We start from the raw sequence: 13,741 nt of genomic DNA, 5'->3' as shown, positions 1-13,741 counted from the left end.
AACCCTATGAGCCAGAACGTATTCCAGTTTATCGACGTCCAGCGGGTCGACCCGCCCAAGAAGCCGCTCAAGATCCGCAAGATCCAGTTCGTGGAGATCTACGAGTCCTTCAACCAGGCCCAGGTCGGCATGCAGGCGGATCGCTGCCTCGACTGCGGCAACCCCTATTGCGAGTGGAAATGCCCGGTGCACAACTACATCCCCAACTGGCTGAAGCTGGCCAACGAGGGGCGCATTCTGGAGGCGGTGGAGCTCTCCCACCAGACCAACAGCCTGCCGGAGGTGTGCGGCCGGGTCTGCCCGCAGGATCGTCTGTGCGAGGGTGCCTGCACCCTCAACGACAGATTCGGTGCCGTGACCATCGGCAACATCGAAAAATACATCACCGACAAGGCGTTCGAGATGGGCTGGCGCCCTGATCTCTCCAAGGTGGTCAAGACCGGCAAGCGGGTCGCCGTCATCGGCGCCGGTCCCGCAGGCCTTGCCTGTGCCGACGTGCTGGCGCGCAATGGCGTGACGCCTGTGGTGTTCGACAAGTACCCGGAGATAGGTGGCCTGCTCACCTTCGGCATCCCCTCCTTCAAGCTGGAAAAAGAAGTGATGCAGCGCCGGCGCGAGATCTTCGAGGGGATGGGCGTGGAGTTTCGCCTCGAGACCGAAGTGGGCCGTGACGTCACCTTCGCAGATCTCTTGGGTGAGTTCGATGCGATCTTCCTCGGGGTCGGTACCTACAAGTACATGAAGGGCGGGTTCGAGAACGAGTCTGCGCCGGGGGTCTACGACGCTCTGCCCTACCTCATCTCCAACGCCAACCGCTTGCTGGGCTTCGAGAAGGCGCAAGCCGACTACATCGACTTCGCCGGCAAGCAGGTGGTGGTGCTGGGCGGTGGTGACACCGCCATGGACTGCGTGCGCACCGCCATCCGCCAGGGTGCCGATCGGGTGATCTGTGCCTACCGCCGCGATGCCGAGAACATGCCGGGCTCCAAGCGGGAGGTGAAGAACGCCCAGGAGGAGGGGGTGGAATTCATGTTCAACCTCCAGCCCATCGGCGTGGAGCTGGACGCCCACGGCCGCACCTGCGGCATCAAGGTGGTGAGCACCGCGCTCGGTGAGCCCGATGCCAACGGCCGCCGCAATCCGGTAGTCATTGAAGGCTCCGAGCAGGTGCTGGCTGCCGATGCGGTGGTGATGGCGTTCGGCTTCCAGCCCAACCCCCAGCCCTGGATGGCGGAGTACGGCATCGAGCTCGACGGCCGGGATCGCATCAAGGCGCCGGAGCAGGCCGAGTATGCCTTCCAGACCAGCAACCCCAAGGTGTTCGCCGGTGGTGACGCGGTGCGCGGCTCGGATCTGGTGGTCACCGCCATCTACGAGGGTCGCAAGGCCGCCGAAGGGATCATGGACTATCTGGCCGTATAACCCGCCATCCCTGACCTGTACCAACTAACAAACAGCCCCGTTTATGCGGGGCTGTTGTTTTATGTTTGCCGCTAACCGCGATGCAATAGCGGGCACACCCTAGCCAGGTCATGTCGGGGAGGCGCTTGGAGATCATGAAAAAGGGGACATGAGGCAGGCGGCGGGATGGTCACGGCACATCATGAACGACTCCGCTGGCGGTAGCGCGCCAGCGGAGGGGATCAGGCGGGTTGCGGCTCCCGCGGAATGGTGGTGACCCAGTGGCGACGCCAGTGCGGCGCCTCGTAGAGATCGGGCCAGAACTCGGTCTGGTGCCAGATGGCATTGCCGCGCACCGTGTGAAAGGTGATGGCACGGGCCTCCACCTCGCCATCGGTGATCAGCACCTCGGTCACCACTTCCCGCCCCTGCTCCAGCAGGCGGACGACGTCGAAGTTCCAGGGGCCGGCCGCCGGATAGCGCCGGTTGATCTCGACGAAGTTGCTACGCCCTTCTATTCGCTCCCCCGACTGGGGCCAGTCGCAGATGAAATCTTCGCACAGCCAGCGGGCTGCCTTGGCAAAATCATTGCTCTGCATGGCTTGCCAGTAGGCCTCCACCACCGCTCTTGGTTCCATGGTCTTGTTTTCCATGCCAGCCCTCCTACAGACGCACCACCAGCCACTCCCCCTTGCCCACCGGCACCAGCGAGGTCGCGAAGGCCGGATCCTGCTCCACCTCTGCCATCCACTCGGCCAGCTCCTCCCGATGGGAGACGGCATTGTCCACCACCAGCAGGCCACGGGGGGCCAGCAGGCGCTGGATCTCGGGCCACCAGGCCTGGTAATGGCGGCGATCGGAGTCGAGGAAGATGAGCTGATAAGCGGCCCTCGGCAGGGTGGGCAGCAGCGTGCCTGCGTCCCCTGCCAGCTGCTCAATCCAGGGGTCGAGCCCGGCGCGCTCAAAGTTGGCGGCCGCCATGGCCCGTTTGCCCTCGTCCAGCTCTATGGTGGTGACCCGGCCCCCCAGCCGTTTCACTGCTTCAGCCAGCCAGAGGGTGGAGTAGCCGTTGGAGGTGCCTATCTCCAGCACAGCCTGCGCCCCTCTCGTCTGGACCAGCACCGCCAGCAGTTCGCCGGTGTCGCGGGTAATGTTGAGCATCTTGCTGCCACGGGAGTGTTGTGCGCCGTCGTGCCGCTCGCCAAACAGCTCCAGCTCCCGTTTCAGTTGTTCCAGTGCCATGTCTCCTCCTTGACGGTGTAAACGAGTCGGCCCGGTGCATGGCATGGCTGGGCCGACCCCGATGTTCATCATGTGGCTGCCTGTTCGTCATCCGGGGGCGTATCCCCCAGCAGGTAGCGAGGGCCGCTGCCAAGGGCGGCGGCCTGATCATCCGGATTGTAAAGTGCGCAGTGCTCGAGGGAGAGGCAGCCACAGCCGACACAGGCGCCGAGCTTCTCCTTGAGCTGCTGCAGGGCCGCGATGCGCCGATCGAGCAGCCCCTGCCACTGACCGGCAATCCCGACCCAGTCGCTGCGATCCGGGGTGCGCCCCTCGGGCAGGCCGGCCAGGGCCTCGCCTATCTCGCCCAGGCTCAGCCCCATGCCCTGCGCCACCCGGATGAAGGCGATGCGACGCAGCACATCCTGCGGATAGAGCCGCTGTCCCCCGTCGCTGCGCACGCTGCGGATCAGCCCCTTCTGCTCGTAAAAGCGCAGGGCGCTGGCCTTGACGCCGGAGCGTTTGGCTATCTGGCCGATGGCCAGCCATTTGCGTTCCATCGCCACGCTTGACCTCAAGTTAGCTTTAACTTGCACAATCCTGTCTCCCCTCATGAAAGGAGTCAAATGATTATGCATCATCTTCATCAACTGCTCGATGCCAACCAGGCATTTGCCCTCAATGGTCGCGGCACCACCAACCACTGCCCGATGGCGCTGCACGCCCTGCATGAGATGGGCGCAAGCCCAGCGCGGCTGCAGCGTTTCTTTGCCCACTGGCAGGCCAACCATGCCCTGCCGGGGGGTGAACAACAACAGGGGGATGAAAAGGAGATGCAGTTTGTCCGGCTGCGTCAGCAGTTGGCAGCACGGCTGGCTGACGAGGGTTGGCTGCCCGCCTTTGGCGACCTGCTGGAGCAGGGGCTCTCGCCGGCGGGCGGCGCCTTTCATCCGCTGATCCGCCTGGCCTGCGCGCTGGAAAATGGTCACCTGGGAGAGCAGGCTGCCGCCCTGGCTGCATGGCAATGCAGCCCCTTGCGGGTGCCGGCCGGGCAGGGAGCACCGGTGCAGGATATCGACGACCTGCTGAGCGTACTGGCGCAGCAGTGGGAAGGGTCGCGCTGGCAGGGCGACGGGATCACCGAGCGACTGCGGCAGGTGACAGATGCGCCGACCTGGGCGGCGAGATTGCCGGGCGGGCTCCCGTCATCCTCGGATCTGCTGGTGCAGCTGGCCGACGCAGCCCTCGCCCTCTACTGGCAGACCGGCAACTTTACCGTGCTGCACATGGTGACCGGCAGTCGCGCCGGCGCCATCGTCGCCCGCCATTTGCCCGCGTCATGGCAAGGGTGCTGGCAGACCCTGATGTGGCAGGCGGTGGCGGCCGCCTATGTCACGGTCGGCGCACCGTCACTGCAAAGGCAGGTCTGGCCCGATACCGGCAAGCTGGTGTGGCAAAACGTGCTGGCCAGCGCGGTGGAGAGCCTCGACGATCATGTGATCAAGCTGGTGCATTGCTGCTGGCGGGAGGGGCTCGCCAGGCCTTTGCTGGCGGAGCGTTATCTGGCGGTGGCTGCCCGCGCAGCGGGTCTGCTGGCGCCCCTTACCAAGCCGGATGCCATCTAAGGGCTGGGTTCCACAGGATGGGACCGCCCCTAGGAGGCGGGCAGCCGGGTGAAGTGAATGACGGGGCAGCGGGGGGCCACGCCCCGGGTCAGGGTCAACGGCTGGGCACGGTAGCTCAGCCGGTAGCTGCCGGGCCGGGAGAGATCGTAGACCAGGGTCAGCTCCGCGTCGGCCTGACTCTGCTGACCAGCCCCCAGCAGGAAGAAATCCTCGGCGCCCGGGTTGCCCCGCTTGGCCAGCGGGCCCTTGTAGGGCAGCGGCTGTTCATCGAGGGTGAGATCGATGGCATCGGCAAACCAGCCTTCGAACGGCGTGAACCAGCTCAGCACCTCGAGCGGCCCCTCCCCCCGGTTGGTCAGGGTCATCACCAGCGGCAACGGCTCGTTGACCCGGCTTTGTGCCTTGACCGACAGCTCGCACTGCAGGGGGGCCAGCGCCAGGGTGGTGAGCAAGAGTGTCATCATGGTCGCTCCTTCCTGTGACAAACGACATGGACAAAAAGGGGCCTTGCGGCCCCCGGTCGGCAAATCAGTTTTCGCTCGGCGTGTTTTCGGCGAAGTACTCGTGGTTGTCGGCGTTGTTGAGCGCCTTGACCGGATCCGTCTTCGCCAGGTTGCGGGCATTGGCCTGACCGTAACCCAGATCGTCGGTGCCCGCCACCACATTGAAGTGGCTCAGCTCGTGGACAATGGTGCCGGCACGGGAGTCAGTCCCGCTGACCGGTGCAGTCCAGAAGCTCTTGCACAGGTAGACCTTGTAGGGCTGATCCGGATAGACATAGGCAAAGTAGCTCTGCTTGCAACCACAGTCGAAGGTGAGCGGCTTGTTATCGATGGCATCCTTGATCTTGCTGAAGTGGGTCTCGGCCTGATCCCAGCGCGACGCATCATAGGCGCCAAACCAGCTGCGGTAACGCTGGCCATCCGGCTTGTCCACCGCCAGGTAGCTGCTGGAGTTGTTGGTGATGCCGCTGGCGGCATCGAGCGCCGCCAGGATGTCGCTCTTCTGGGTGTTGGTGCAGCGGCCGCTGAAACTGACCGAGGCGGTCACCGCCTGCGGCTCGACCAGGGGAGCGGCCTTGGCCAGCACCCGCTCGTCGCTCACCCCTTCCACCCACAGGGTCACGGCATTGGACTCGCTCGCCTGGGCCTGCTTGGCCTTGGCGGCTTTCGTCTCTTGTGGCAGCGTCGGCAGCAGGTAGCGGATGCTGTACTGGCCCTGGGCGCTCATGTCGTAAAGACCGGAGACTTCAGCCTGCACCGTCAGGCTCTGGCCGGCCTTGAGCAGCTGGAAGTCCTTGTCGGTCGGGGCAGCCCGCTTGATCAGGGCCCCCTCATAGCTGACCTGCTGGCCGTCCCGCTCCACCAGGAACAGGGGGGCATCCTCGCTGCCCGGCAGTTGCCATTTGAGCAGGCGAACCGGCTTGTCCCCGGTGTTGGTCAGGGTCAGGTTGACGCGCACGTCGTCGCTGCTGCCATCCACCAGGGTGAGCTTGGCATCGAGCCCGGCGGCGCAGAGCGGAGAGGCCAGCACGCCGGCCAGCAACAGGGCAATGGGAGTCGCTTTCATCATGTTTCCTCATTCATTGAGTGTCGCCTTGTCAGGCGGTTTGCTTCCTTCAAGGCCCTCTTTGGGGCTCAACCACCCTAGAGCAGTTTTTTTCTGCGACCATCCCACCATATGGGTGACGCCCCCCAGGATAGGGGGAACGCCAGGCATCCCTCGCTGCTGCGACAACAATCGCGGCCCCTCCCCCTTGCCCCTTGTCTGCGGCGGATTGCGTCCATAAAAAACCCCGGCACCGAGCCGGGGTCTTAGACAAATGGCACTCACTCTTTGCAGGGGCCCGCCAGCAGGGCCAGCGCTGGCAGCGCATTGCCCGGCACCAACCGGTAGGCCTTGTGGTGCTTGACCAGGGTGGTCTTCTTGTTGCCCTGGCTCAGCAGCAGGCCGTGGGTGAAGGCGCCTTGCGCCAATCGGGCCTCGTCGCCGCGCACATAGAGGGTGAGCGGCTTGACCAGCTCACCCGCCTCGATATGGCCCTGATATTCGCTGGCACTGATGATGAGGCTCGGCTGGCCGCCCGACTGCAGGCGCAGCTTGGCGCTCACCTCGCTGTCGGTGATCACTAACCAACCCTCGGCCGCGAGCTCGGCCAGCAGGGCCGCCAGCTTGCTCCCCAGCTGCAGCGGTTCGCATGTGGCCCGCTCATACTGGCGAATGATCCGCTCAAGCAGCCCCTTGAGATCGGCGCCGGCCCCCAGGGTGCGGCCCAGCTGCACCCACTCTTTCAAATCTTCCATCACCAGGCGGGAGAAGCGCTTCTCCTTGAGGGATTCCGCCATCCAGCTGCAGAGAAAGTGGCTCTCTTGCGCCGGGGTGCGCTTGCCAGCCTTCTGCTCGGCGGTACGGGCCAGTTCGGCCAGGCTCTGGCCGGCCATCTCGAGCAGGGCCTGATTGTAGGTGGGAGAGGTCATAAGCAATCCTTCAGTTGACCGCGACGGGTCAACACCGATGACAGAGAAGGCAAAGGCGCCAGTGGCGCCTTTGCGGTTCAATAGAGCGTGCGCCCTTATTTAGGCTGACGCGGCTTCTTGGCGGCCGCCAGGCGCTTGAGGCGCTGGCCCTGCAACTTGGACTCCGCCATGGCCTGGGCGGCGGCGTTGTCTTCACGCTGGGGGCGCTTGCCGAAGCGGCGGCGCTCCTGCAGCTGCTTGATCAGCTCGTCGCGGCTGCTCACCTCGTAGCCCGGCACCATGATGCGGCGGATCTTCTGGCCGATCAGCGCCTCGATCTCCAGCAGGGTGCGCTCTTCTTCGCGGCTGACGAAGGAGATGGCCATGCCGCTCTTGCCGGCGCGACCGGTACGGCCGATGCGGTGCACATAGTCTTCGGCGAGGAACGGCAGATCATAGTTGACCACGTATTCGAGGTTCGGGATGTCCAGCCCGCGCGCGGCCACTTCGGTGGCTACCAGCACCCGCAGCTTGCCTTCGCTGAACTCGCGCAGGGCGCGGCGACGGCTGCCCTGGGCCTTGTCACCGTGCACCACGGCGGACTTGATGCCATCCAGGTTCAGCTCCTCCACCAGCTCGTCGCAGCTCTCGCGGGTGCTGGCGAACACCAGTACCTGCTGCCAGTTCTGCTTGCCGATGAGCTCGGAGAGCAGCTCGCGCTTGCGCTTCTGCTCCACCGGGTAGACGGTGTGACTGACGGTGTCGGCAGTGGAGTTCTGCTTGTTGACCGCCACCACCTGCGGCTTGTCCAGCATCAGGTTGGCCAGCTTTTTCACCGCCTCGGAGAAGGTGGCGGAGAACAGCAGGTTCTGGCGGGTCTTGTTGACCGCCTGCAGGATCTTCTGCACATCGGCGCTAAAGCCCATGTCGAGGATGCGGTCCGCTTCGTCCAGCACCAGGGTCTCGACCCCGGAGAGGCTCAGGTTGCAGGCGGTGAGGTGTTCGAGCAGACGGCCCGGGGTCGCCACGATAATGTGAGCGCCCGCTTTCAACCGCTTGGCCTGCACGTCCTGCTTGCCGCCACCCACGATGGTGAGGGTGGTGATATCCAGATACTTGGCGAAGTCATTGATGTTGCTCGCCACCTGGGCCGCCAGCTCGCGGGTCGGGGTCAGGATCAGCACCCGGGCGTTGGAAGGCTGCACCGGCGCCGGATTGTCCACCAGTCGCTGCAGGATCGGCAGGGCGAAGGCGGCGGTCTTGCCGGTGCCGGTCTGGGCGCTGGCCAGCAGGTCGCGGCCACGGCGCACGGCCGGAATGGCCTGGCTCTGCACAGGGGTCATCTCCTGATAACCGCACTCTGAGATGGCGCGCAAAATCTCGGGGGCAAAATCGAACGATTCAAATCTCATAATGGGTTCCTGTGTTCCAGCGGGACTGTGGCTGGCCTGGTTGGCTCGGCATGAGCAAGAAGTCGGCTATGACCACCGACGGCTGTGCCTGACATCAAGTCAGAGAGTGGCCGGAAAATGGCGGGCGCGAAGTGTAACAGATAGACGGCGCAAATTCTGCCTCAAAAACGCCCCTTTTCACGGCGTCCCGGATCGCCCCCCATGGGCCTGGCTGGGCTGGCTCCAGCTTAGCCTTCCCGCCCGTTTCTGACCTGGAAATCGCGCTGGAACAGGCACATGCGGATGGCGGTGCGGTAGTGGCCATCGATGAAGAACTCCTCTTTGAGCTCCCCTTCCGGCTCGAACCCCAGCGCCTGATAGATGTGGATGGCCCGGGCGTTGTCCCGATCGACGATGAGATAGAGCTTGTGCAGGTTAAGCACGTTGAAGGCGTACGTCATCGCCTTGAGGGTTGCGCTCCTGGCATACCCCTTCCCCTGATGGGCGGGGGCGATGATGATCTGGAATTCGGCGCGGCGATGGATGCTGCGAATGTCCACCAGCTCCACCAGCCCCACCTGGCTGCCCGCCACCTCGAGGATGAAGCGGCGCTCATGCTGGTCGTGGATGTGCTTGTCATAGAGCTGAGCCAGCTCCATGTAAGCCTCGTAAGGCTCCTCAAACCAGTAGCGCATGATGCTGGCGTTGTTGTTGAGCTGATGAACGAACTTGAGATCCTCGCGCTCGAGGGGACGAAGGGTCAAGGTGTCGGGGGATGACATAAGGTACCTGCTTGCAGATTGGAAGGGCGCCGGCCAGCCAAAGGGGGCGGCGCCATGACATGAAGAGGGGGAGAAACGGGGGCAAGGCCCCAGCCCCCTTAGCGGATGCGGTTGGTCGGTCGCTTGAGCAGACGGATGGCGATGGCCGCCATGGCGATAACGAAGAGGCCGAGCGAGGTCACCAGCAGGCACTTGGTCAGCAGCTCGTGGTGCTGGGCGAACACCGGGGTCGCCATCACGAACTTGCCCACCAGGCTCAATACCAGGGCCCAGAGGAAGGCGCTGGCGAAGCTGGCGATCATCACCCGTGGCAGATGCAGGCGCGAGACCCCCATCAGCATGGGCGTCAACACCCGCACGAACGGCACGAAGCGGGAGGAGAACATGGCCCAGAAGCCGTAGTTGTGCAGCAGGCGCGAGGCCCGCGGCAGGCTGCCATCCGGGATCATCCGCTCCACGTGGCCCATGAAGGAGGTACCGTGCAGCGCCTGGCCCTGCACGTAGGCGATGAGGCTGCCAAGCCCGGCGGCAAGCGGCATGTAGAGCAGCGTCACCTCGGGGCCGAGCACCCCCATGCCCACCAGGCCGCCGGCCAGCAGCACCAGGCTGTCGCCGGGCAGGGGCAGGAACACGAAACTCGATTCGAGAAACAGGATCACCACCAGGCAGGTGACGAGCAGACCCACGGCCTGCATCTGGATCAATTGGTCAAAGTCCTGTTGCCATATGGCAAGCAGCATCTCCTGCATCTGGTGACTCCCATCAACTTCATGAGGTGGCCCGACGGCCTCCGGTGCGGCAGACCCTCCCCTGTCGCCAACCCCTCTCTTCCCTGAGGGAGGCCCGTTATACACCCGGCCAAGTGAACAAGAAATTAATACAGGTCACGGATAGGCGAGATAATCGCCTGCGGGCCCTAAAAAAATGAGGCCCGCATCTGTCGTGCGGGCCCCGGCTATCCAGCCACTCAGCTGTATTTGAGCCGCCGCAGCTTGGTGAGGGTGAGCAGGGTCTGGGCCGAGAGATCGCACACCGACAGCACGAAGGCGAGCTCGTCCGGGTGCCAGACCTCCTCCAGCCGGGCCCGCTCGGCGATGATGAAACCGAGCAGCTCATCCCCGTGCTTGAGGGGGGCCATCAGAATGGTGCCGGAGAGCCCCTCCAGCCCGAGCTGGGCCAGCATGGCGCCAAAGCGGGTCAGATCGTAGGGCTCGCGCAGGATGAGGCAGGGTTCGTGCTCGGGCTTGGAGGATTCGTAGCGCCCCTGGATCAGCGCATAGGGCAGGTGAAACCCCTGCTGATGGTGGAGCTTGGGCAGGAAGAAGAGATCCTGGCAGTACATGGATTGCCTGTCTTCGGCGCAGAACCAGACGCTGGCCCGCGCCGCCCCGGTGCCGGCGCAGATCGCCTCGTTGATGTGACGGGCGGCCTGGCCCGGATCCTCGCCGGTCAGCAAATCGCTCTTGGCCAGGTGAATGAGGGCGCCGTGCTGCAACTTCTGGCGGGCTTCGCTGTCGGCCTGCTGCTGGCGCAGACTGTCGAGATGATCGAGCATCCGATTGCAGTCGACGGCCACCTGGGAGATCTCGTCACTGCCCTCCACCAGCAGGCGGCGCACCGCGCCGTCCTCGGCGATGAGCCGCAGATTGGCACTCAACCGTTGCAGGCGGGCGGCGATATAGCCGTTGAGGATCAGCAGCACCAGGCCACCAAACAGCAGTACCCCCAGGCTCAGCAGCCAGAAGATGCGCCGCTCTACGGCCTTGCCCTCCAGCATCAGATCCCGTGGCAGGGTGAAGCGAAAGATCAGGGGATCTTCCTCTCGCAGGGTATCGATCTGGGCCAGGGTGAGCAGCCGCTCCTCCTGCGGCAGGATCAGGCTGTCATTGGCCCTGAGCCTGGCCAGGGTGGTGACCCCCAGGCTGGTGGCCAGCTGCTGCGGACTGAGAAACGAGAGCGACAGATTGGTGCGCTTTTGCAGCTGATGAACCAGCCGGGTATTGAAAGCCTTGAGCAGCAGCAGGGTGCCGCGGCTCGGCCCCTCCCCCTCGCTGGTCAGGATCTGGGTGGCGGCCAGCAGGTAGTAGCGCTCCCCGTCGAACCAGATGCCGCCATTGGGTTTGAGGCTGCCGTAGCGCACCAGATAGTCGGTGAGCGGCGCGAGCTCGTCCGGTGTCTGCGCCAGCAACTTGCCGCCGTGATAGGCAAAGGCCACCTGCGGCTGCTTGTCGGCGTCATAAAGAGCCACCAGATCCACCGCCAGGGTCTCGAAGGTGCGGGCGTTGAGGTTGGCCGCCAGATAGGCGGGATCCCGGCTCGCCATGTAGGCGTAGGTGTCATCCCACTCGGACCAGTCCTGCCCCAGGATGGTGAGCTGATCCAGTTCGGCCTGCACCACGGCCCTGACCCGCTCGCGGTTGCGCTCCACGCTCAGGCGCTCCAGCTCGCCGAACTTGTTGCCCACCACATAATGGAGGCCGACATAGCCGACCCCCAGCAACAGCAGCAGCGTCAGCACTATGGTCAGCGTAATCTTGCGGCTGATCTTCATCTTTACCCACACTCCCGAACAGGTGACCCATTGAGTTTAATGGATTTTGCCTCGCCATCCGCCTTGTGTGCGAAAAACCTCGCCAGGGTGCTCAACCCTTCGCCGCGGGGATAAAACGTCGCCTGGAAAGGTTCATTCGACTCGGCATATGAGCTGCCAAGCCAGCCAAAAATCGCTACAGTGTAACCGTGCCTCAGCGCAAGAGGCGTCACGGAGCCCGCCATGCTCATACCACTCGTTCACCCGCTGCGCAGCGCCCTGCTGCTCACCCCGCTGCTTGGCCTCGGCCAGCCGGCCATGGCCGAGGAGGAGTCGCGGGTGCAACAGCGCGCCAATGCGGTGGTCTCCCTGATGACCTTTACCGTGGTGCCCGACATCACCGCCAGCAACATCAACATCGGCAGCGGCACCAATCAATCCTCGGCCCTCAACATGACCCAGGTCGGCGGCGGCGCCACCATGAGCGAGAGCGTGCCGGTTTATCTGGAAGGGACCCTGGGATTCAGCCGCTACGATCCCCAGTTCGTGATCAGCAACGGCAGCGAGAGCCGCACCCTCCCCACCAAGTGGAACAGCCTGACGGCCACCGGCGGGATCGGCTGGGACATAGGGCTGCACCGGGACAGACACGGCGGCAACCTGGTGCTGCGCCCCATCGGCAACGTCACCCTCGGCACGGTGGCGAGCGATCTGCGCATCGGCAACTGGCTGCTGGGTCAGTACACCGGCAAGAACCTCGACTTTCTCGATGGCGGCCGGCTCGACGTCTATGGCCTCGGCGGCGCCATGATGCTGGACTACGAGCTCTTCTCCCCCGCTCAGGACATCGACGCCGAGCTGCGCTACTCCTATCAGCACCTGCAGAGTTTTGGCGGCACCGCCGCCAGCGTGACCGGCCAGGCCAACGCCGAGAATCTCGGTCTCTATCTGCGCCGCCGCGCCCCCATCGGCAGTCTGACGCTGCTGGGCAAACCCGTGCGCTACGTGCTGGAGGGGGCCCGCACCGAATACCTGGGCGAGCAGCGCGGCCTGCTCGGCTTCAACTCCCTCAACTCCCTCGGCCTCGGGCTGGAACTCGACAGCAGCAAGTACGATATCTTCGTCACCCGCACCCGGCTGGTGGCCCGCTATATGTTCAGCCACAACACCAGCGGCTACGGCGTCGGGCTGGCGATGAGCTTCTAATCGGATCGAAAGGCTATATCCCTTTGCACTGTTCCATCAACCCACAACAAGATTCAATTTGAACCGTCCAGAATGCTATCCTGACCGCCCCAATGCTTCTGGAACCATCCCATGCTCATTACAACACTGTTGGCATCCGCTCTCGGCTCCTCTATTGAAGGGCTCTCTTTTCAACACAAGGACTGGGAGCTGGTCTGTGACAACACACGCACATGCCGAGCCGCAGGTTATAGCGCAGAATCAGGGGGACTCTCGGTTTTGCTCACCCGAGAAGCGGGCGCCAAAGGCACACTGCATGCAGAACTTGCCATCGCAGAGGTTGATGAACAGGCACAGGGAGCCCCCGCCGATGGTTTGATCACACTGCTCATCAATGGTGAAGAGATGGGCACCGTAAAAGAGCGGACTCCGTTCAGCCAGCCCCAAATCGCAGCACTCGTCCAAGCGATCAAAGGGACTGGCAAAGTGGTATTTGAATGGAGCAAACATCAGGAACCGCTATCCGGCGCCGGAGCCTATGCCATTTTTCTCAAAATGGATGAGTTCCAAGGCCGTCTCAATACCAGTACAGCCCTGACCAAACAGGGCCCATTACCCACCACATCCATTCCTCCTGCCTTGGCGGCTCCCGTCATCCACGCAGGCGCCGTAACCTCAGACAACCTCTCCCGCCCGCTCACCAAGCCGGAACAACAGAGCATTGGCAAGTGGCTGAAACGGCATACCGATAAAGACACCTGTCCCATGGTCGATGAAAATTCAGAGGGTGGCATACTCTATCCCCTGAACCAAAAGCGAGCCTTGGTTCAGCTACCCTGCTGGCTCGCAGCTTACAACGACGGTTCGGCCTTCATTGTGCTTGATACAAACCTTGATACCGCCAGTGCGACTCTCATCAGCACTGATGCAAACGGCTATGGAATGGGTGAACTGAGTGCCTCACACAAAGGCAGAGGGATAGGAGATTGTTTTTCTTTCGAAAGCTGGGTGTGGGATGGCAAAAACTTCGTGCAGAGTGAGCAAAGCACTACCGGAAGCTGCCGCATGATTGCACTGGGGGGAACATGGCATCTGCCGACCTTGACCAGCAAGGTAGTCAAAGCACAGTAAACAAAGGCGGCCAATTGGC

Annotated in this window: 14 protein-coding genes; 4 read left to right on the top strand and 10 right to left on the bottom strand. The window is 63.5% G+C overall.

Features of this window, described 5'->3' with window-relative positions; all coding sequences use genetic code 11:
- Positions 1-6 precede the first annotated feature (6 nt).
- The gene (locus AB5Y81_RS13110) at positions 7-1,422 is read left to right on the top strand and encodes an FAD-dependent oxidoreductase (RefSeq protein ID WP_368146682.1); all 1,416 of its coding nucleotides are present in this window, start codon (positions 7-9) and stop codon (positions 1,420-1,422) included.
- Positions 1,423-1,643: 221 nt separating this feature from the next.
- Here the strand turns inward: AB5Y81_RS13110 and AB5Y81_RS13105 are convergent, their stop codons facing one another.
- From AB5Y81_RS13105 to soxR, 3 genes are all read right to left on the bottom strand, one after another.
- The gene (locus tag AB5Y81_RS13105; protein ID WP_017766677.1) at positions 1,644-2,054 is read right to left on the bottom strand and encodes a nuclear transport factor 2 family protein; all 411 of its coding nucleotides are present in this window, start codon (positions 2,052-2,054) and stop codon (positions 1,644-1,646) included.
- A gap of 10 nt (positions 2,055-2,064) precedes the next feature.
- Positions 2,065-2,643, bottom strand: coding sequence for an O-methyltransferase (locus tag AB5Y81_RS13100; RefSeq protein WP_279484155.1), 579 nt, complete (start codon positions 2,641-2,643; stop codon positions 2,065-2,067).
- Positions 2,644-2,711: 68 nt separating this feature from the next.
- The gene (gene soxR, locus AB5Y81_RS13095) at positions 2,712-3,182 is read right to left on the bottom strand and encodes a redox-sensitive transcriptional activator SoxR (RefSeq protein WP_005302563.1); all 471 of its coding nucleotides are present in this window, start codon (positions 3,180-3,182) and stop codon (positions 2,712-2,714) included.
- 66 nt (positions 3,183-3,248) lie between these two features.
- On the opposite strand from soxR, the gene AB5Y81_RS13090 reads away from it, so the two are divergent.
- Positions 3,249-4,247, top strand: coding sequence for a questin oxidase family protein (locus tag AB5Y81_RS13090; protein ID WP_279484154.1), 999 nt, complete (start codon positions 3,249-3,251; stop codon positions 4,245-4,247).
- 29 nt (positions 4,248-4,276) lie between these two features.
- Here AB5Y81_RS13090 and AB5Y81_RS13085 read toward each other — a convergent pair whose 3' ends face one another.
- The 7 genes from AB5Y81_RS13085 to AB5Y81_RS13055 all read right to left on the bottom strand — a co-directional run bounded on the left by AB5Y81_RS13085 (position 4,277) and on the right by AB5Y81_RS13055 (position 11,427).
- The gene (locus tag AB5Y81_RS13085) at positions 4,277-4,711 is read right to left on the bottom strand and encodes a hypothetical protein (protein WP_017783095.1); all 435 of its coding nucleotides are present in this window, start codon (positions 4,709-4,711) and stop codon (positions 4,277-4,279) included.
- A 64-nt stretch (positions 4,712-4,775) separates the two neighbouring features.
- Positions 4,776-5,819: a M35 family metallo-endopeptidase gene (locus tag AB5Y81_RS13080; protein ID WP_024943437.1), complete on the bottom strand. Its 1,044-nt coding sequence runs from the start codon at positions 5,817-5,819 to the stop codon at positions 4,776-4,778.
- Between the two features lie 257 nt (positions 5,820-6,076).
- The gene (locus AB5Y81_RS13075; RefSeq protein WP_017780762.1) at positions 6,077-6,724 is read right to left on the bottom strand and encodes a DUF2913 family protein; all 648 of its coding nucleotides are present in this window, start codon (positions 6,722-6,724) and stop codon (positions 6,077-6,079) included.
- A 95-nt stretch (positions 6,725-6,819) separates the two neighbouring features.
- Positions 6,820-8,115: a DEAD/DEAH box helicase gene (locus AB5Y81_RS13070; RefSeq protein WP_005302574.1), complete on the bottom strand. Its 1,296-nt coding sequence runs from the start codon at positions 8,113-8,115 to the stop codon at positions 6,820-6,822.
- 227 nt (positions 8,116-8,342) lie between these two features.
- Complete coding sequence (gene speG, locus AB5Y81_RS13065) at positions 8,343-8,876, bottom strand: spermidine N1-acetyltransferase (protein ID WP_279484153.1); 534 nt, start codon at positions 8,874-8,876, stop codon at positions 8,343-8,345.
- A 98-nt stretch (positions 8,877-8,974) separates the two neighbouring features.
- Complete coding sequence (locus AB5Y81_RS13060; protein ID WP_010633561.1) at positions 8,975-9,625, bottom strand: DedA family protein; 651 nt, start codon at positions 9,623-9,625, stop codon at positions 8,975-8,977.
- Between the two features lie 218 nt (positions 9,626-9,843).
- Positions 9,844-11,427, bottom strand: a complete 1,584-nt coding sequence (locus AB5Y81_RS13055; RefSeq protein WP_279484152.1) for a CHASE4 domain-containing protein — start codon at positions 11,425-11,427, stop codon at positions 9,844-9,846.
- 222 nt (positions 11,428-11,649) lie between these two features.
- Here AB5Y81_RS13055 and AB5Y81_RS13050 point away from each other — a divergent pair, with 222 nt between their 5' ends.
- Both AB5Y81_RS13050 and AB5Y81_RS13045 read left to right on the top strand, forming a co-directional pair.
- Positions 11,650-12,612: an autotransporter domain-containing protein gene (locus tag AB5Y81_RS13050; protein ID WP_010633558.1), complete on the top strand. Its 963-nt coding sequence runs from the start codon at positions 11,650-11,652 to the stop codon at positions 12,610-12,612.
- 111 nt (positions 12,613-12,723) lie between these two features.
- On the top strand, positions 12,724-13,722 hold the full coding sequence (locus tag AB5Y81_RS13045) for a DUF1176 domain-containing protein (RefSeq protein WP_279484151.1): 999 nt from the start codon (positions 12,724-12,726) through the stop codon (positions 13,720-13,722).
- Positions 13,723-13,741 lie beyond the last annotated feature (19 nt).

The organism is Aeromonas sp. s2 (assembly GCF_040907935.1).
GTDB classification, from domain to species: Bacteria; Pseudomonadota; Gammaproteobacteria; order Enterobacterales; family Aeromonadaceae; genus Aeromonas; species Aeromonas dhakensis.
The sequence above is the reverse complement of the archived record's forward strand: the minus strand, read 5'-3'. Positions and strand labels throughout refer to the sequence as shown.